This is a genomic window from Bradyrhizobium sp. STM 3562 (genome assembly GCF_045571435.1).
Classification (GTDB): Bacteria; Pseudomonadota; Alphaproteobacteria; order Rhizobiales; family Xanthobacteraceae; genus Bradyrhizobium.
The window spans coordinates 1,620,758-1,638,713 of record NZ_CP120694.1; the positions used below are offsets into that span (position 1 = coordinate 1,620,758).

The 17,956-nt window shown below is 63.5% G+C and carries 13 protein-coding genes; 12 read left to right on the forward strand and 1 reads right to left on the reverse strand.

Annotation, left to right across the window (positions count from 1 at the left end; translation table 11 throughout):
- The first annotated feature begins 50 nt into the window (after window positions 1-50).
- From P6U23_RS07425 to P6U23_RS07480, 12 genes are all read left to right on the forward strand, one after another.
- The gene (locus P6U23_RS07425) at window positions 51-1,298 is read left to right on the forward strand and encodes a winged helix-turn-helix domain-containing protein (protein WP_407178906.1); all 1,248 of its coding nucleotides are present in this window, start codon (window positions 51-53) and stop codon (window positions 1,296-1,298) included.
- A 234-nt stretch (window positions 1,299-1,532) separates the two neighbouring features.
- Window positions 1,533-2,870, forward strand: a complete 1,338-nt coding sequence (locus P6U23_RS07430) for an MFS transporter (protein ID WP_407178907.1) — start codon at window positions 1,533-1,535, stop codon at window positions 2,868-2,870.
- 376 nt (window positions 2,871-3,246) lie between these two features.
- A complete protein-coding gene (locus P6U23_RS07435) occupies window positions 3,247-4,353 on the forward strand; it encodes an efflux RND transporter periplasmic adaptor subunit (protein WP_407178908.1) in 1,107 nt (368 codons plus the stop codon).
- Between the two features lie 317 nt (window positions 4,354-4,670).
- The gene (locus tag P6U23_RS07440; RefSeq protein ID WP_407178909.1) at window positions 4,671-7,796 is read left to right on the forward strand and encodes an efflux RND transporter permease subunit; all 3,126 of its coding nucleotides are present in this window, start codon (window positions 4,671-4,673) and stop codon (window positions 7,794-7,796) included.
- Between the two features lie 18 nt (window positions 7,797-7,814).
- A complete protein-coding gene (locus P6U23_RS07445; RefSeq protein ID WP_407178910.1) occupies window positions 7,815-8,423 on the forward strand; it encodes a TetR/AcrR family transcriptional regulator in 609 nt (202 codons plus the stop codon).
- A gap of 266 nt (window positions 8,424-8,689) precedes the next feature.
- The gene (locus P6U23_RS07450) at window positions 8,690-9,313 is read left to right on the forward strand and encodes a flavin reductase family protein (RefSeq protein WP_407178911.1); all 624 of its coding nucleotides are present in this window, start codon (window positions 8,690-8,692) and stop codon (window positions 9,311-9,313) included.
- 339 nt (window positions 9,314-9,652) lie between these two features.
- Window positions 9,653-11,923 (forward strand): acyl-CoA dehydrogenase, encoded by a 2,271-nt coding sequence (locus P6U23_RS07455; RefSeq protein ID WP_407178912.1) that lies wholly within the window; start codon window positions 9,653-9,655, stop codon window positions 11,921-11,923.
- Entirely contained in the window at window positions 11,923-13,206 is a 1,284-nt protein-coding gene (locus P6U23_RS07460; RefSeq protein WP_407178913.1) for an acetyl-CoA C-acetyltransferase, read from the forward strand. The genes P6U23_RS07455 and P6U23_RS07460 overlap by 1 nt, the downstream gene beginning before the upstream one ends.
- Window positions 13,207-13,208: 2 nt before the next feature.
- On the forward strand, window positions 13,209-15,302 hold the full coding sequence (locus tag P6U23_RS07465) for a 3-hydroxyacyl-CoA dehydrogenase NAD-binding domain-containing protein (RefSeq protein WP_407178914.1): 2,094 nt from the start codon (window positions 13,209-13,211) through the stop codon (window positions 15,300-15,302).
- Entirely contained in the window at window positions 15,299-15,727 is a 429-nt protein-coding gene (locus P6U23_RS07470; protein WP_407178915.1) for an acyl-CoA thioesterase, read from the forward strand. Before P6U23_RS07465 ends, P6U23_RS07470 begins: the two co-directional genes overlap by 4 nt.
- 137 nt (window positions 15,728-15,864) lie before the next feature.
- Entirely contained in the window at window positions 15,865-16,041 is a 177-nt protein-coding gene (locus P6U23_RS07475) for a hypothetical protein (RefSeq protein WP_198026407.1), read from the forward strand.
- Window positions 16,042-16,264: 223 nt separating this feature from the next.
- Window positions 16,265-17,119 carry a DeoR/GlpR family DNA-binding transcription regulator gene (locus P6U23_RS07480; RefSeq protein WP_407178916.1) on the forward strand — a complete coding sequence of 285 codons (855 nt, stop codon included), beginning with the start codon at window positions 16,265-16,267 and terminating at the stop codon, window positions 17,117-17,119.
- A gap of 238 nt (window positions 17,120-17,357) precedes the next feature.
- Here P6U23_RS07480 and P6U23_RS07485 read toward each other — a convergent pair whose 3' ends face one another.
- On the reverse strand, window positions 17,358-17,849 hold the full coding sequence (locus tag P6U23_RS07485) for a GlcG/HbpS family heme-binding protein (protein WP_407178917.1): 492 nt from the start codon (window positions 17,847-17,849) through the stop codon (window positions 17,358-17,360).
- Window positions 17,850-17,956 lie beyond the last annotated feature (107 nt).

Below are 17,956 nucleotides of genomic sequence, written 5' to 3' on the forward strand. Positions count from 1 at the left end.
GGCGTCTCAGAAGTTGGGCATGGCAAAGCAAGGCAAGAGTTTTTCATTTGATGCTTGCCGCGCAGCCGATGAAGGCCGCGCGGCTTTCTTTGTCTCTCGCGCGCCTGGGCCGAATCCGGCTAGATTACCTCGTTGTGTCCGGCGGCAAGAAACTCCATCCCTTAAGCCAGCGTGAGGCGAGGCGCATCTGGTTGCGCGCGCAGCGGCTCGATACGGCCGCGCCGTTCGGCGCCGGCGCGCGGGCCGTGGCGGATGCGGTCGCCCATCTCGGCTATGTGCAGATCGACACCATCAACGTCATCGAGCGCTGCCATCACCACATCCTCTGGACCCGCATTCCCGAATACAGGCGCGCCGATCTGCGTCAGGCCCAGAGCGTCGACAAGAGCGTGTTCGAATACTGGACCCACGCGCTGTCCTACATTCCGAGCCGCGACCTGCGGTTTTTCATTCCACTGATGCGGCTGCACAAGCGCGAGCGGGAACGCTGGTTCGAGCAGGTCACGCCGCAGGACCTGCGCAAGGTGATGCGCCTGATCCGGCAGGGACCGCTGACCATTCGCGACATCGACGACGACGTGCTGGTCGAGAAGGAACATCTCTGGGCCAGCCGCAAGCCCTCGAAGCGGGCGCTGCAGTTTGCCTTCTATACCGGCGCGCTCGCCATCAGCGAGCGCAATGGCATGCTGAAGACCTATGAGCTGATCGGGCGGCATTTCGGCTGGGACAAGCCGCCGAAGGCCGCGTCTGCGCCCGAGGTTGCCGCCTATCTGCTCGACCGAGCCTTGCGCTCGCAGGGCTTGGTCTCGCTCGATTCGATCTGCCATCTCGACGCGCCGAGCAAGCCGGGAGTTCGCCGTGTGATCGAGGCGTGCGTGCGCCGCGGCGAACTGGTCCCGGTCATGCTGGAAGGTGCCGGCAAGCAGGAGCACTGGGCACGCCCGGAGTTACTGGAGGAGAAAGGTGAGGGCGGGCCTGAGCTGGTGCACATCCTCTCGCCCTTCGATCCGCTCATCATCCAGCGCAAGCGCACGCGTCTGTTCTTCGGCTATGAGCACCGTTTTGAGGCCTATGTGCCGAAGCACAAGCGCCAGTTCGGCTATTTCGCGCTGCCGGTGCTGGTGGACGATGACATCGTCGCCGCTATCGACCTCAAGACCGACCGGCAGAACCGCGAGCTGCTGCTGCAGAAATGGAGCTGGGTGGGCGTTGGGGCCAAGCGCGGCGCGCGCGGGGAGCTGAAGCGGAGAATCGAGGAGGCGCTCGGCCGCTTCGAGCGCTTTCAACTCGGCGATTGAGTTCTCCGTCATTCCCGGGGGCACTCGCGGAGCGAGTGAACCCGGAAGTTCGAGATTCCGGGTTCACGCTTCGCGTGCCCCGGAATGACAGAGCGAGGTGGAGCAAGATAGGGCCGACGCATGCCTCCTCCCGCCCCAGCGAATGTGCATCCCTGACGAATCCGATTGACACCACCGGTGCAATGCTAAAAACCTTTGTCAGAACATCAAAAAGAACGACCCAGGGGAGCAAACATGAGCCAATCCGCGAGTCTTGCCGCGTCGAGCGTCGGCGTTCGGGGCGACATCGAAGTCTCGACCATCCGGGCCATCTCCTGGCGGCTCATCCCCTTTCTGGTGCTGGCTTACTTCTTCTCCTATCTCGATCGCGTCAATCTCAGCTTCGCCGCGCTCGGCATGAACGCGGAATTGAAATTCACGCCGCTGATCTACGCCTGGGGCGCCGGCATTTTCTTCATCGGCTATTTCATCTTCGAGGTGCCGAGCAATCTCGCGCTGGAGAAGTTCGGCGCCAGCCGCTGGATCGCGCGCATCATGGTGACGTGGGGGGTGATCTCGGCGCTGATGGCAACCGTCAACAGCGAGTGGAGTTTTTACCTGCTGCGCTTCCTGCTCGGCGTGGCCGAGGCCGGCTTCTTCCCCGGCATCATCCTCTATCTCACCTATTGGTACCCGGCCGAATATCGTGCGCGCTTTCTCGCGGCATTCGCCATCGCCGTACCTGTTTCCACCGTGATCGGCGCGCCGATCTCGGGACTGTTGCTTGGCCTCGACGGCGTCTGGGGCCTGAGAGGCTGGCAATGGCTGTTCATTATCGAAGGCATCCCCTCGGTGCTGCTCGGGCTGGTCACCTGGTTCTATCTGACCGACAAGCCTGAGCACGCCAACTGGCTGACGGCCGAGCAGAAGGCCTGGCTGTCGGCGCGGCTCAACGCCGAGCTTGCCGCCAAGCAGGCGGCCAAGTCCATGACGCTGGGTGAAGCGCTGTCTTCGCCCAAGGTGATCATGCTGAGCCTGATCTATTTCTGCTTCGTCGCGGCCCTCTACGGCATGCAGTTCTGGCTGCCGCAGATCGTCAAGGCCTTCGGCCTCACCAATGCGCAGACCGGTTTCGTCACCGCGATCCCGTATCTGTTCGGTACCGGCGCAATGATCCTGTGGGCACGGCGCTCGGATGCGACGCGCGAGCGCGTCTTCCATGTCGGCGCGCCGTTCTTCGTCACCGCGCTCGCGCTCGGCGTCTCCAGCAACATCACCGACCCGACCATGACCATGGTGGTGCTGACCCTGGCCGCCATCGGCATCTTCTGCATCTTCGGCGTGTTCTGGACGCTACCGACCGCCTGGCTCTCCGGCACCGCGGCGGCCGGTGCGATCGCGCTGATCAACTCGATCGGCAATCTTGCCGGCTTCGGCGGGCCGTATCTGATCGGCTGGGTCAAGGAAGCCACAGGCAGCACCTCAACCGGCCTGCTCTTTCTCGCGGTCTTGCCACTGATCGGCGGCCTGCTCGTTTTCCTCGGCGGCCACGAGAGCAAGGTGGAATTCGCTGGCACCGAACCGGGGAAGTGACGGAGCTCTCGCCCGTCATTCCGGGGCGCTCGCGACAGCGAGCGAACGCGGAATCTCGATGATCAAGGGACATGACAGATAAGCTCGAGATTCCGGATCGACGCGCCTTGCGCGTCGTCCGGAATGACGCGACCTGATTGCGTAGGGTGGGTTGAGCGGAGCGAAACCCACCATTTTCTCGCGCGGCGGATTTCGCTCCGCTCACCCCACCCAACGGTTCTTCGTAAGACATCTCCCTGTGGTTAGGCGCCCCGGCTTTTTGCCGGGTGAGGGACAATAACTAATTAACGTTCACGAAATCATGATTACTGACGATTATTGACTTTCGTCATAAGACATTCGACACTTCAGGCAGGTCGAGTCCAGGGAGTGTCCGATGCTGGCCCGGTTAATTTTCTTGAATTATTCCAGGTTGTTAGCTGGCGTGATGCTCGCCGGCATGGCCGTGGCGCTGGCTGGCTGCAACGATAGCGTCGCCGAGAAGGCCGAGCCGACCCGCCCTGTGCTGGTCGCGACCGCCCATTACGAGGCCGAAACCCCCGAGCGCAGCTTTGTCGGCACCATCCGGCCTCGGATCGAGAGCGACCTCGGCTTTCGCGTCGCCGGCAAGGTTTCCAAGCGTCTGGTCGAGGTCGGCCAGCGCGTCGACGTCGGCACCCCGCTCGCGACCCTGGACGAGGTGGACCTAAAGCTGCAGGCCGAGCAGGCGGAGGCCGAGCTCAGGGCCGCGACGGGCGTGTTGGCACAGGCCGCCGCTGCGGAACAACGCGCCAAGAACCTCCGCGTCAACGGCTGGACCACCGACGCCCAGCTCGATTCCGCCAAGGCCTCGGCCGACGAGGCCCGCGCGCGCCTCAACCGCGCCGAACGTTCGGTCGAACTCACCAAGAATTCGCTCTCCTACGCGACGCTGGAGGCGGACGCCCGTGGCGTCGTCACCGCGACGCTGGTCGAGCCCGGCCAGGTCGTGGCCGCCGGCCAGACCGCCATTCGCGTCGCGCGGCTGGCGGAGAAGGAGGCGGTGGTCGCGATCCCCGAAACGCTGGTCGAGCGCGCCAAGAAAGGTACGGCGACCGTGACGCTGTGGTCCGATCCGAACCGGAAATACGCCGCGCGCCTGCGCGAGATTTCGCCGAGCGCGGATCCGGTCACGCGCACTTATCTGGCCAAATTCTCGCTGCCTGAGGCCGGCGACAATGTCGAGCTGGGCATGACCGCAACGCTGACGCTCGCCGATCCCGCGACCGAGCGTGTCGCGCGCCTGCCGCTGTCGGCGCTGTTTCGCCAGGGCGGCGATCCCTCGCTCTATGTCGTCGACGACAAGGGTGAGGTGACGCTGAAGCCGGTCAAGGTGAAGTCTTACGAAAGCAACGACGTCGTGATTTCCGGCGGAGTCGACGAGGGCGCGAAGATCGTCGCACTCGGCGTGCAAAAGATTGATCCGAGCCAGAAGGTGCGCGTGGTCTCGTCGCTGTCGTTCTGAATTCCCTTCCGTCATTGCGGGGTGCGAGGCGAGGAAGTGGTCCAGTATCCAAGCCCCAGCCCCCTGGATTGCTTCGCTTCCCCCCGCAATGACGGTCCCGGGGCGTGATCCGGAAAAGTGCGTAGCGGTTTTCCGAAAAGATCATGCTCAAAGTAGAGCGCGATGACGATTCAATCTGATCTCGTCGCGCAGTTGCGCTCCGTCATTCCGGGGCGGTGCGAAAGCACCGAACCCGGAATCTCGAGGTTCCGGGTTCGCACTTCGCGCGCTCGGGAACGACGAAGTTGAAGCAGGTCGCAAGAAAATTGGAGACTGACATGAAGCGCTTCAATCTTTCCGCCTGGGCGGTCAGCCATCCGGCGCTCGTGCTGTTCCTGATGGTGGCGCTGGGCATCGCCGGCCTGTTCTCGTATCAGCGGCTCGGGCGCGGGGAGGACCCGTATTTCACGGTGAAGGTCGTCAACGTCTCCGTGATGTGGCCGGGCGCGACCGCCAAGGAGATGCAAACCCAGGTCGCCGATCCCATCGAGAAGAAGCTGCAGGAGCTGCCCTATTTCGAGAAGGTGCAGACCTATTCGAAGCCCGGCTTCTCCGCGATGCAGGTGACCTTCCGCGATTCCACGCCGCCGAAGGACGTGCCCTATCTATTTTATCTTCTGCGCAAGAAGCTGGTCGACGTGCAGGGCGAACTGCCGAGCGGCATTCTCGGCCCCGTCGTGAACGATGAATTCTCCGACGTCGATTCCATCCTCTTCATGCTGACCGGCGACGGTGCCGACTACAAGCAGCTCAAGACGGTTGCCGAGGCCTTTCGCCAGCGCCTGCTCAAGGTGAACGGCGTCACCAAGGTCGACATGTATGGCAACCAGGACGAGCGCATCTTTGTCGAGTTCTCTCACGCCAAGCTCGCAACGCTCGGGATCACGCCGCAGGCGCTGTTCGACTCGCTTGCCAAGCAGAACAATGTCGTGCCGGCGGGCACCGTGGAAACCTCCTCGCAGCGCGTGCCGCTGCGCGTCACCGGTGCGCTCGACGGCGCCAAAGCGGTGGCGGAAACGCCGGTCGAGAGCAATGGGCGCGTCTTCCGACTGGGCGACATCGCCACCATCACCCACGGCTACGTCGACCCGCCGAGCTTCATCGTGCGCCAGGAAGGCAAGCCCGCGATCGGCATCGGCGTCGTCACCGCCAAGGGCGCCAATATTCTTGAACTCGGCAAGGACGTGAACGCCGCCACCGCTGATTTCATGAAGGCGGTGCCGCAAGGCATCAATGTCGATCAGATTGCCGATCAGCCCAAGGTCGTCGAGCACGCGGTCGGCGAGTTTGTGCACTCCTTCGTCGAGGCGCTCGCGATCGTGCTGTTCGTCTCTTTCCTGGCGCTGGGCTGGCGCACGGGCATTGTGGTCGCTCTGTCCGTGCCGCTGGTGCTTGGAATTGTCTTCATCGTGATGAATGCGATGTCGCTCGACCTGCACCGCATCACGCTCGGCGCGCTGATCATCGCGCTCGGCTTGCTCGTCGACGACGCGATCATCGCGGTAGAGATGATGGTGGTGAAGATGGAGCAGGGCTGGGACCGCGTTCGCGCGGCGTCCTTTGCCTGGGAATCCACGGCATTCCCTATGCTCACGGGCACACTGGTCACCGCGGCCGGTTTTCTGCCCATCGGCTTTGCCAATTCGGCGGTCGGCGAATATGCCGGAGGCATTTTCTGGATCGTGGCGATCTCGCTGATCGCGTCCTGGTTCGTGGCGGTGATCTTCACGCCCTATATCGGCGTGAAGCTGTTGCCGGATATCAAGGTCCACCACAACCACGACCCGCACGCGATCTATGAGACGCGGCTCTATCGCGGCTTACGCGCCGTCATCCAATGGTGCGTCAATCACCGCATCACCACGGTCGCGGCGACAGTGGGTATTTTCGTCGCCTCGATCGTCGCCTTCGGCCATGTGCAGCAGCAGTTCTTCCCGCTTTCGGAGCGGCCCGAACTGTTCCTGCAGTTGCGTCTGCCGGAAGGCACCGCCTTCAATGTCACGGAAAAGTCAGTTGAGAAGGCGGAGACCCTGCTCAAGGGCGACAAGGATATTTCGACCTACACCGCCTATGTCGGGCAAGGCTCGCCGCGCTTCTGGCTCGGGCTCAACCCGCAGCTTCCCAACGAGGCCTTTGCTGAAATCGTGATCGTGGCGAAGGACGTCGAAGCGCGCGAGCGCATCAAGGCCAAAATCGAGAACGCGGTGGCTGACGGTGCGCTCAACGAGGCGCGTGTCCGCGTCGATCGCTTCAATTTCGGTCCGCCGGTCGGTTTCCCCGTGCAATTCCGCGTGATCGGGCCTGACACCAACAAGGTGCGCGAGATCGCCTACCAGGTCCGCGATATCATGAAGCAAAACCCGAACGTGAAGGACGTGCAGCTCGACTGGAACGAGCAATCACCTTACTTGAAACTCGTCGTCGACCAGGACCGCGCCCGTGCGCTGGGCCTGACGCCACAAGACGTCTCCCAGTCGCTCGCCATGCTGATCTCGGGCGCCCAGGTGACGACCGTGCGCGACGGCATCGAAAAGGTCGGCGTGGTCGCCCGCGCCGTTCCCTCCGAGCGGCTCGATCTCGCCCATGTCGGCGACCTCACCATTACTTCCAAGAACGGCATCGCCGTGCCGCTGCAGCAGATCGCGAAGATCGAATATTCACACGAGGAGCCGATCCTGTGGCGGCGCAACCGCGATATGGCGATTACGGTGCGGTCTGACGTCAACGATGGTGTGCAGGCGCCCGATGTCACCAACCAGATCTGGCCGAAATTGCAGGAGATTCGCGATCATCTCGAGCCGGCCTACCGGATCGAGGCGGGCGGCGCGTTCGAGGAATCCGCGAAGGGCAATGCCTCGATCTTCGTCCTCTTCCCGATGATGGCAATCGTGATGCTGACGCTCCTGATGATTCAGCTCCAGAACTTCTCGCGCCTGTTCCTGGTGTTTCTCACCGCACCGCTCGGCATCATCGGCGCCTCTTTGGGCTTGAACGTTGCCAACGCCCCGTTCGGCTTCGTCGCGCTGCTCGGCCTGATCGCGCTCGCCGGCATGATCATGCGCAACACCGTGATCCTGGTCGATCAGATCGAGACCGACGTCGCCCATGGGCTCACGCGCAAGGAGGCGATCGTGGAGGCGACGGTGCGCCGTGCCCGACCGGTGGTGCTCACCGCGCTTGCCGCCATCCTCGCCATGATTCCGCTGTCACGCTCGGCGTTCTGGGGTCCGATGGCGATCACGATCATGGGCGGTTTGTTTGTTGCAACCTTCCTGACCTTGCTGTACCTGCCCGGTCTCTATGCCCTCTGGTTCCGCAAGAGCCTTGAAGAAAGCGGTGCAAACACCGATCTTGCGTCGCAGCAACGGCAGCCCGCTTTTCCGCTTGCTGAGGCTGCGGAATAGTTGAACATTGAGATCGTCATGACGCTGATTTCCGAACATGTCGAGCCGGACACCCGCGAGCGGATCCTCGTGGTGGCGGAGCGGCTGTTCCGGCAGCTCGGCTACCAGAAGACCACGGTCGCCGACATCGCCAAAGAGCTGCGTATGAGCCCGGCCAACGTGTATCGCTTCTTCGATTCGAAGAAGGCGATCCACGAAGGCGTGGCGCGCACGCTGATGGGCGAGGTCGAGACCGAAGCCAAGCGGATCGCGGATGCTCCGGGGCCGGCTACGCCCCGCCTGCGCGAGCTCATCAAGACCATCAACCGCATGAACACCGAGCGCTATGTCGGCGACTCCAAGATGCACGAGATGGTCGAGATCGCCATGGAGGAGAGCTGGGACGTCTGCGTGGCGCACATGGAGCTCATTACCCGCATCATCGGCGAGGTGATCGGGCAGGGCGCGGCCTCGGGCGAATTCCGCGTCGCCGATGTGCCGCTGGCGGCGATGTGCGCCTGTACCGCAATGGTGAAATTCTTCCATCCGCAGATGATCGCGCAGGCCGCTGATAAGCCCGGACCGGATATCGAACAAATGATCGATTTTGTTCTCGCCGGGCTTGGTTCGCGCAAAGCTGCAGGCTAAGTTCCGCTTCATCCGTCATTCCGGGGCGCACGCGCAACATGCGCGGGCGAACCCGGAATCTCGAGATTCCGGGTCTCGTGCGTGCGCACGATCCCGGAATGACGGCGATAATTGGGTTATTCCGTCATTGCGAGCCAACGGGTCCGCGCGAAGCGCGGCCCGATGACAGGCTCCGCGAAGCAATCCAGGCTTGCTCCGCGGCGAGACTCTGGATTGCTTCATCGCTTTCGCTGCTCGCAATGACGGACAACAATAGGGAAAGAGGCGTGGCAGAGAAGGAATTGCACTATTACGAACCGGCCAAGGGCCATGGGCTGAAGCACGATCCCTTCAATGCCATTGTCGCGCCGCGGCCGATCGGCTGGATTTCCTCGCGCGACGCCAACGGCAACGTCAATCTCGCGCCTTACAGCTTCTTCAATGCCTTCTGTTACAAGCCGCCGATCGTCGGTTTTTCGTCCACGTCCTGGAAGGACAGCGTCGCCAATATCCAGGAGACGAAAGAGTTCGTCTGGAATCTCGCGACCATGGACCTCGCCAGGCAGATGAACGCGACCGCCGCCCATGTCGCCCGTGATGTCGACGAATTCGGCATCGCCGGGCTGACGGCTGCGCCCTGCAGGCTCGTCAACGTGCCGCGCGTCGCCGAGAGCCCCGTCGCCTTCGAGTGCAAGCTGTCGCAGATCATTCAACTCCAGGGCGCCGACGGCAGCAAGGCCGAGGCCTGGCTGACGCTCGGCGAAGTCGTCGCCGTCCATATCGATAAAGCCTTGATCAAGGACGGCGTGTACCAGACCGCGCTGGCGCACCCGATCGTGCGCGCCGGCCGCCGCGGCGACTATTTCGAGATCCGCCCAGACGCGATGTTCGAAATGCCCCGGCCGGATTGATCTTCGCTGGAAGAGCCAGGCCTCATTCTTCGAGACGGCCGCGCTGCGGCCTCCTCGGGATGGGGGGAAATGGGCTGGCTACGAGGCTGCACCATGCGGCCGCATCCGAGCTATTGATCCTCATGGTGAGGAGGTCCGCAAGCGCCGTCTCGAACCAAGAGGCCCAAAGTGCGGGACGGCGCTCGGAACCGGGGCCAGAATGCCCCGTTATTGGTCGATCAATTTCAGTTTATTTTCAGTGCGAACGGCCGCCTGATTTTTTACCCTTTTCGTTACAGAGGGTTCTGCCGAACATCGACTGACATCGCGCCGTTGCTCGCAACCGTTAGGGACATCGCCATGAGCTCCTTTCGCCGCGACTTCATGACCAAGCCGATCTTTTCCCTCGCGCGCAAGGCGCTGCCATCGATGTCCGAGACGGAGCGCGAAGCACTGGAGGCGGGCGACGTCTGGTGGGACGCCGAGCTCTTCACCGGCGAGCCCGACTGGCAGAAGCTGTTGAACTATCCCCAGGCCAAGCTCGCGGACGAAGAGAAGGCTTTCCTCGACGGCCCGGTCGACGAGCTCTGTGCCATGCTCGACGAGTGGAAGATCAATTGGGAATGGCGCGACCTGCCGAAGGAAGCCTGGGACTTCATCAAGGAGAAGAAATTCTTCGGCATGATCATCCCCAAGGAGTATGGCGGGCTCGGCTTTTCGCCCTATGCGCATTCGGAAGTGGTGCGCAAGCTCTCCTCGCGCTCGCTCACCGCCGCTGTCACGGTGATGGTGCCCAATTCGCTTGGGCCCGGCGAACTCTTGCTGCGCTTCGGTACCAAGGAGCAGCGGGAAAAATGGTTGCCGCGGCTGGCCGATGGCCGCGACATTCCTTGCTTTGGCCTGACCAGTCCGGAGGCCGGCTCCGATGCCGCCGCGATGGTTGATACGGGCATCATCTGCAAGGGTGATTTTGAAGGCCGCGAGGTGCTGGGCTTAAGGCTCAACTGGCACAAGCGCTACATCACGCTGGGGCCGGTGGCGACGCTTCTGGGCCTCGCCTTCAAGGCCTACGACCCCGATCGTCTCCTAGGTGCGAAGGAAGAGCTCGGCATCACCGTCGCGCTGATCCCGACCCATCTTCCCGGCGTCGAGATCGGCCGCCGCCATCTGCCGGCGATGCAGGTCTTTCAGAACGGCCCGAACCGGGGCCGCGATGTGTTCATTCCGCTCGACTACGTCATCGGCGGCAAGGACCGGTTGGGCCAGGGGTGGAAGATGCTGATGACGGCGCTCGCCGCCGGCCGCGGCATCTCGCTGCCCTCGCTCTCGGCCGCCGGCGCCGCCTACGCCGCGCGTACCACCGGCGCCTATGCGCGCATCCGCGAGCAGTTCGGGATCGCCATCGGCAGGTTCGAAGGCATCGAGGAGTCGCTCGCCCGCATCGCCGGCACCGCCTACCTGCTCGATGCCGCGCGGCGGCTCACCTGCGCCGCCCTCAATGAGGGACATCATCCCGCAGTCATCTCCGGCATCATGAAGCTGCAGGCGACCGAGCGGATGCGGATCGTGATCGACGACGCCATGGACATCCATGGCGGCAAGGCCATCATCGATGGCCCTCAGAACTATCTCGGCAATCTCTATCGATCGGTGCCGGTCGGCATCACCGTGGAAGGCGCCAATATCCTCACGCGCAATCTGATCGTGTTCGGGCAGGGCGCGATCCGCGCGCATCCCTATCTCCTTGAGGAGATGAATGCGTTGAGTGAGGAGGATCGGGATCGCGGGCTCGATGCGTTCGATTACGTGCTCTGGAAGCATGTCGGCCACAGCTTCATGACGCTGCTCCGCGCCTGGGGACGGAGCTGGACGTTCGGCTTGTTTGCGCCCGCGCCGGATGCTGGCGACGCGACCGGCTTCTATCGCCAGCTCTCGCGCTATGCATCGGCTTTCGCGCTCTGCGCGGACGTGGCGCTGCTCACGCTCGGCGGCGCCTTGAAACGCAAGGAGATGCTGTCGGCGCGTTTCGGTGACATTCTCTCCGAGCTTTACCTGCTCTCCGCCGCGTTAAAGCGCTGGCACGACGAGGGCCGGCAGCAAGAGGATTTCCCGCTGCTGCAATGGTGCATGGCGACCGGCTTCAAAACCATCGAGAACCGCTTTGCGGAGATTCTCGCCAACCTGCCCAACCGGCTCGTGGGCGCCGTGTTGAAATTCCTGATCCAGCCTTTCGGCGCGCGCGTGCTTGGCCCCTCCGACCGCATCATTCATCAATGCGCGCAGATCATTCTCACGCCGTCGGCGGCGCGCGACCGGCTTACGCCTGACCTCTCGCATGTCGAGGATGGCAGCGGGCAGGCGCGGCTGGAAAAGGCATTCCTGCTGGTTGTCGCCGCCGAGGATGCATCCAGGAAGATGCGTGCCGCCCGGCTGCATGACTGGCACGAAGCGGTGACGCGCGGCGTCATCACGCAACCAGAGGCCGACAAGCTCGCGGCTGCGCATGAGGCGGTGGCGAAGGTCATCGAGGTCGATGATTTCGCGCCCGAGGCATTGTCGCCGATTTACAAAAAGGGCGCCGACGTGCATCAGTTCTTCCAGGAGCTGGGTGAGCAGAGGGCGGCGAGCTAATGGCGCGGCCAGTCTTTATCATCGACGGCAGCCGGACGCCGTTTCTGAAAGCGCGCATGGGTCCGGGGCCGTTCACGCCGGTCGATCTTGCCGTGCAAGCGGGGCGGCCGCTGCTGGCGCGCCAACCCTTCGCGCCATCCGCTTTCGACCAGGTCATTCTCGGCTGCGTCAACGTCATTGCGGACGAGATGAATCCGGCCCGCGTCGCGGCGCTCCGGCTCGGCATGGGCGAGGCCATGGTCGCCTTCACGCTGCAGATCAATTGCGGCTCCGGCATGCAGTCGATCGACACTGGCTATCGCTATATCCGCGAGGGCAAGGCAAATTTGATCCTCGCGGGCGGTACCGAAGCGCTGAGCTATGCACCGCTGGTCTGGCCGCAACAGGGGGTGCGGTGGTTCGCAGGCCTTGCGACCGCGAAGAGCCTGGGTGCCAAGATCGCGGCCGCGCTCAAGCTGCGGCCGAACTATTTCAAGCCGATCATCGGGCTGGAGCGCGGCCTCACCGATCCGATCACCGAACTCAACATGGGGCAGACGGCGGAAGTCGTCGGCCATCTTTTTGGCATCACGCGTGCGCAAGCGGATAGTTATGCCGCCGAGAGCCATCAGCGCCTCGCCAAGGCGCAGGCGGAAGGTTTCTTGAAGGGCGAGGTCGAGACCGCCTTCGCGCGCAACGGCAAGTTTTACGACCATGACGACGGCGTGCGGCCGGACTCGACGGCGGAGACCCTTTCGAAACTGCGGCCGGTTTTCGAGCGGCCCTGGGGTCAGGTCACCGCCGGCAATTCCTCGCAGATCACCGACGGCGCCTCCTGGGTGATCCTCGCCTCCGAGGATGCGGTTGCAAAATATGGGCTGACGCCGAAGGCCGTGATCCTCGACAGCCAGTGGTCGGCACTCGATCCGTCGATCATGGGTTTGGGCCCGGTTTTGTCGGCCACCGAACTGCTCAAGCGCAATGATTTAACGCTGCAGGATATCGAGACCTGGGAGTTGAACGAGGCTTTTGCCACGCAGGTGCTCGGTTGTCTTGCCGCCTGGAACGACGACAAATTCTGCCGCGAGGTACTGGGCCTCGATAGTGCGGCCGGCCAGATCGACCGCGCCAGGCTGAATGTCGATGGCGGGGCCATCAGCCTCGGGCATCCCGTGGGCACCTCGGGCAATCGCATTGTGCTGCACCTCGTCAATGCGATGAAGCGGCTGGGTACGCGCCGCGGCATCGCCACCGAATGCATCGGCGGCGGGCTGGGCGGCGCGATGCTGATCGAGACGGTGTGATCATGGACTCGAGGGTGATGGACGTTCTCGCCGACCGCGTGCTCGCGCTGGGCCCAGCGCCCGCGGCCGGTCCCTACCGCCATTTCAAGCTGACGCGCGATAGCGACGGTATCGCCTGGCTGTTGTTCGACCGCGAGGGCGCCAGCGCCAACACGCTTTCCAGCGAGGTGATGGCGGAGTTCGAACAGGTGCTCGCGGCTTTGGAGAGCGAACGCCCGGCGGGGCTCGTCATTCGCTCGGCGAAAAAGTCCGGCTTCGTTGCGGGCGCGGATGTCAACGAATTTCGCGGGGCGAGCAATGCCGGTCTGGTTGAAGCGGCGATCGTGCGGGCTCATGCGGTGATCGACGATCTGGAGGCGCTGCGCGTGCCGAGCGTTGCCGTGATTCACGGCTTCTGCCTCGGCGGCGGCCTCGAGGTCGCGCTCGCCTGTGAGTCGCGGATTGCGATCGACAATGCGCGTTTCGGCTTTCCCGAGGTGATGCTCGGCTTGCATCCGGGATTGGGCGGCACCGCGCGCTTCACGCGCCTCGTCAATCCGATGCAGGCGATGACGTTGATGCTGACGGGCCGGACCATCGATGCGCGGCGCGCGAAGGCGCTCGGGCTCGTCGATGCGGTGACGCAGGAACGCCATGCCGCTGCCGCGGCGAGGGACGCCGTCTTCGGTCGGTTGAAACGCGCGCGGCCGGGCGTCTTGAACAAAGTGCTCAACTCCGCGCCTGCGCGCGGCCTTCTCGCCTCGCGCATGCGCAAGGAGGCAGCCAAGGCAGCCTCGCCGGAGCATTACCCGGCGCCTTACGCCTTGATCGATCTCTGGGAGAAGCATGGCGGCAACAAGGCAGCGATGCTTCAGGCCGAGAAGATTTCGTTCGCGCGTTTGATGGTGACGCCTTCAGCGCAAAATCTGATCCGTGTCTTCTTTCTGCGCGAGCAGATGAAGAAGCTCGCCGGCGCTGGCAACAAAATCCGCCATGTCCACGTCATCGGTGCCGGCGCCATGGGTGGCGATATCGCGGCCTGGTGCGCGCATCAAGGCCTGCGCGTCTCGCTGGCCGACATGAAGCCGGAGCCGATCGCTTCCGCGATCAAACGCGCGAGCGTTCTCTTTACAAAGATCATCCGCAAGCCGATCGAGGTCCGCGATGCATTGGACCGGCTGGTGCCGGATCTCGACGGCGAGGGGGTGCGCAACGCGGACCTCATTATAGAGGCGGTCCCGGAAAAGCTTGAGCTGAAGCAGAAGGTCTACGCCGCGCTGGAGCCGCGGATGAAGCCGAGCGCGATTCTCGCCACCAACACCTCCAGCATTCCGCTGCAGGATCTGCGCACGAGCCTGCAAAGGCCAGAGCGCTTGCTGGGCCTGCATTTCTTCAATCCCGTCTCGAGGCTGCAACTGGTCGAAGTGGTGAGCCATGACGGCACCGACAGCGAGCTGTTGAAACAAGCGCTTGCCTTTGTCAGCGTCATCGATCGCCTCCCGCTACCGGTGAAGAGCTCACCCGGCTTTCTCGTCAATCGCGCGCTGACGTCCTACATGCTGGAAGCGATGGTGATGCTGGACGAGGGCATCGACAAGCGCGTCATCGACAGGGCCGCAGAAAGATTCGGCATGCCGATGGGGCCGATCGAGCTCGCCGACCAGGTCGGACTCGATATCTGCCTCGATGTCGGCGACATGCTGCGCTCGAAATTCGGCGACCTGCTGCCGGACACGCCCGCTTGGCTGCGCGAAAAGGTCATCAAGGGCGAGTTAGGGCGCAAGACCGGCAAGGGCTTTTATGTCTGGAAGGAGGGCAAGGCCGACAAGTCGCAGGTTGCGCCGAATACGCCGCAGCCGACGGACGAGATGATCGACCGCCTCATCCTGCCGATGTCGAATGTGTGCGTCGCCTGCTTGCACGAAGGTATCGTGGACAACGCCGATGCGGTCGATGGGGCCATGATTTTTGGCACGGGCTATGCACCGTTTCGCGGCGGGCCGTTGAACTACGCGCGCGCGCGCGGAGTCGAGAATGTGGTCGCCGCGCTTCGCGCGCTGTCGCAAAAGTTCGGCGGTCGGTTCTTGCCCGACGCGGGCTGGGAGAGCTTTAAATGACGGATACGCAAGTGCGGGACCCGCTGAATGCCGCTGCCGAGCCGGGCGGCGATCTCTGCATCCGCACGCTGGCGATGCCCGCGGACACCAACGCCAATGGCGACATTTTCGGCGGCTGGCTGCTCAGCCAGATGGATGTTGGCGGGGGCGTGTTTGCGTCCAAGGTCGCGAAATCGCGTACGGTGACGGTCGCGGTCGAGGCGATGAACTTTCGCAAGCCGGTCTATGTCGGCGATCTCGTGTCCGTGCATGCGACGCTTGTGCGCGCGGGGCGTACCTCGATCACGGTGCATCTCGAGGCCTGGGTGCTCAGGCGCGAGGAGTCGCGCTCCATTCTCGTCACCGACGGTAATTTCACCTATGTCGCGATCGACGACCATGGCCGCCCGCAACCGGTGCAACGCGATCAGGCGATCACGACATAAGTGTCGGCGTGATGGCAGCCGGACGACGCTTTTGAGAATTTCAAAACCGGTAGATCGCTGGTGCCGGCTTTTGTTTTGCAGGAACGAAACCGCCTCGAATCTGTTATATGCCCTCACAGGGGATTTGAGAGCGGGCAATGTCCGATCGCTACATTATCGAGGTCGGATCGCAGCAGGCGGGAATCGTCGTGCGCGGTCCGGACGGTTATCGTTTCTTTGCGGCATCGCCGCGCTTCCAACAACTCGAAGGTCGAATCTTCCGTACCCCACGCGATGCCGAGCGCGCTGCAGCGCGCCTGCTCGAGGCGGCGTAGGCGCGGCGGCTGCTTGCGCGTCCGTTGCTGCGACGCCACTCCATAATTTGGATACCGTCATTCCGGGGCGCGCGGCAGCGCGAACCCGGAATCTCGAGATTCTCAGAGTGCTATTGCACATCAGGGTTCGATGCTTTGCATCGCCCCGGAATGACGGTGCGTAGTTGACCCGGCTCTCAAACCGCCGCTACCTTAAGCCGCGCAACCGCGACAAGGTGACGCCGTGACCGGCCTGACCCACCGCCAATCCGAAATCCTCAACCTCGCGCGTGCCTCGGGCCGGGTGATGGTGGAGGAGCTCGCGCGCCGCTTCGAGGTCTCGGCGCAGACCATTCGCAAGGACCTCAACGATCTCTGTGAACAGCGTTCGCTGACGCGCATTCACGGCGGCGCCATCATCGCTTCCGGTGTGGAAAACCTCGCCTACGAAGCGCGCCGCTTTGTCGCGGCCGAGGAGAAGAAGGCGATCGGGGCGGCCGCCGCGGCGCTGATCCCGAATGGCTGCTCGCTCTTCATCAATATCGGCACCACCACGGAAGAAGTCGCCAGCGCGCTTACCTCGCATGAGGGCCTGCTCGTGATCACCAACAACCTCAATGTCGCGATGCTGCTCTACCGCCATCCGCGCATTGAGGTGATCGTCGCGGGTGGTGCGGTGCGTCGCGCCGACGGCGCCGTCGTCGGCTCGACTGCGACGCAACTGATCGGCCAGTTCAAGGTCGACTATGCCATCATCGGCGCATCGGCGATCGACGAGGAGGGCGCGCTGCTCGACTTCGACTATCGCGAGGTGCAGGTGGCGCAAGCCATCATCGCCAATGCGCGCAGCGTGATCCTGGTCGCCGACTCCACCAAATTCACCCGCAGCGCGCCGGTGCGCATCGCCCATATCAGCCAGATCCAGACTTTCGTCACCGACCAGCCGTTGCCAGCGGGACTGGCCAATATCTGCCATTCCCGCGGTATCCAGGTGATCGAAGCGATGCCAAAACGCGCGGCGGATGTCGAGGAGGCGGCCGAAACGAGCGAAGCAGGCGAAGGCGCCGAGCCGCCATCGCCGGTGGTGCGGTTGCGATAGTGGCAAAGTAGGCAAAGCAGACTGTCAAGGTCGATCGCGAACGCTCAAGCTGGTCCGTAACCCTTAAGGTGCTCGCGAAAGCGAGCCTCGAAAGGCGACGGCCCCGCTGCAGCAGCCGGGCCGTTCATCCTACGAGGCTCGCGGAGCCTGTCATCGGGCCGCGCTTCGCGCGGACCCGGTGGCTCGCACCTTCAGGATGACGGGGTGAGCGCGCCGCGACGGCAAATGGGGGACGCGGTCAACTATGATCCGGCGTCTTGGCCGCAGTGCCCACGGCCGCGGCGGCGTCTTTCGCGATCTCGGTGTCGGTTTCCTTGCTCATGCCCGCGATGCCGACCGCGCCGACGACCTCGCCATTGACGCGCACCGGCATGCCGCCACGCAGCGACAGGATGCCGGCGGTGACGAAGGCCGTCCGGCCTTTATTGATATTGTCCTCGATCTCCGCCGTCGGCCGTTGCAGCCGCGCCGCGGTGCGCGCTTTCTCGATCGCAAGCTCGGCGCTGGCCGGGCGAACGCCGTCCATGCGCGTAAACGCCAGCAGGTCGCCGGCGGGGTCGACGACGGCGATGGCCGAAGGCGCCTTGCGCTGCTCGGCGAGTGCCTTGGCTGCCTGCAGCACCTTTTCGGCGCCGGCCTGCTCGAGGGTCCTGACCTGGATGGTCTGTGCAGCCGCCGAGAAGGCAAGAATGGCGGCCAATAGTCCGACGCTGGTGGCAAGTTTCGTCATGGCGATCTGATTTTCGAGAGTTGGAGTTCGGCGGGCGGGCGTGGGCTGCCGCCGGCACGCAGTTTGGTGCTGCATTGCAGCAAGTAACAAGCAAACCACCAAGGCGC

Coding starts and splice junctions, on each gene's coding strand:
- P6U23_RS07425 (WP_407178906.1), top strand. CDS start 51: ATGCTTGCCGCGCAGCCGATGAAGGCCGCGCGGCTTTCTTTGTCTCTC.
- P6U23_RS07430 (WP_407178907.1), top strand. CDS start 1,533: ATGAGCCAATCCGCGAGTCTTGCCGCGTCGAGCGTCGGCGTTCGGGGC.
- P6U23_RS07435 (WP_407178908.1), top strand. CDS start 3,247: ATGCTGGCCCGGTTAATTTTCTTGAATTATTCCAGGTTGTTAGCTGGC.
- P6U23_RS07440 (WP_407178909.1), top strand. CDS start 4,671: ATGAAGCGCTTCAATCTTTCCGCCTGGGCGGTCAGCCATCCGGCGCTC.
- P6U23_RS07445 (WP_407178910.1), top strand. CDS start 7,815: ATGACGCTGATTTCCGAACATGTCGAGCCGGACACCCGCGAGCGGATC.
- P6U23_RS07455 (WP_407178912.1), top strand. CDS start 9,653: ATGAGCTCCTTTCGCCGCGACTTCATGACCAAGCCGATCTTTTCCCTC.
- P6U23_RS07460 (WP_407178913.1), top strand. CDS start 11,923: ATGGCGCGGCCAGTCTTTATCATCGACGGCAGCCGGACGCCGTTTCTG.
- P6U23_RS07465 (WP_407178914.1), top strand. CDS start 13,209: ATGGACTCGAGGGTGATGGACGTTCTCGCCGACCGCGTGCTCGCGCTG.
- P6U23_RS07470 (WP_407178915.1), top strand. CDS start 15,299: ATGACGGATACGCAAGTGCGGGACCCGCTGAATGCCGCTGCCGAGCCG.
- P6U23_RS07475 (WP_198026407.1), top strand. CDS start 15,865: ATGTCCGATCGCTACATTATCGAGGTCGGATCGCAGCAGGCGGGAATC.
- P6U23_RS07485 (WP_407178917.1), bottom strand. CDS start 17,849: ATGACGAAACTTGCCACCAGCGTCGGACTATTGGCCGCCATTCTTGCC.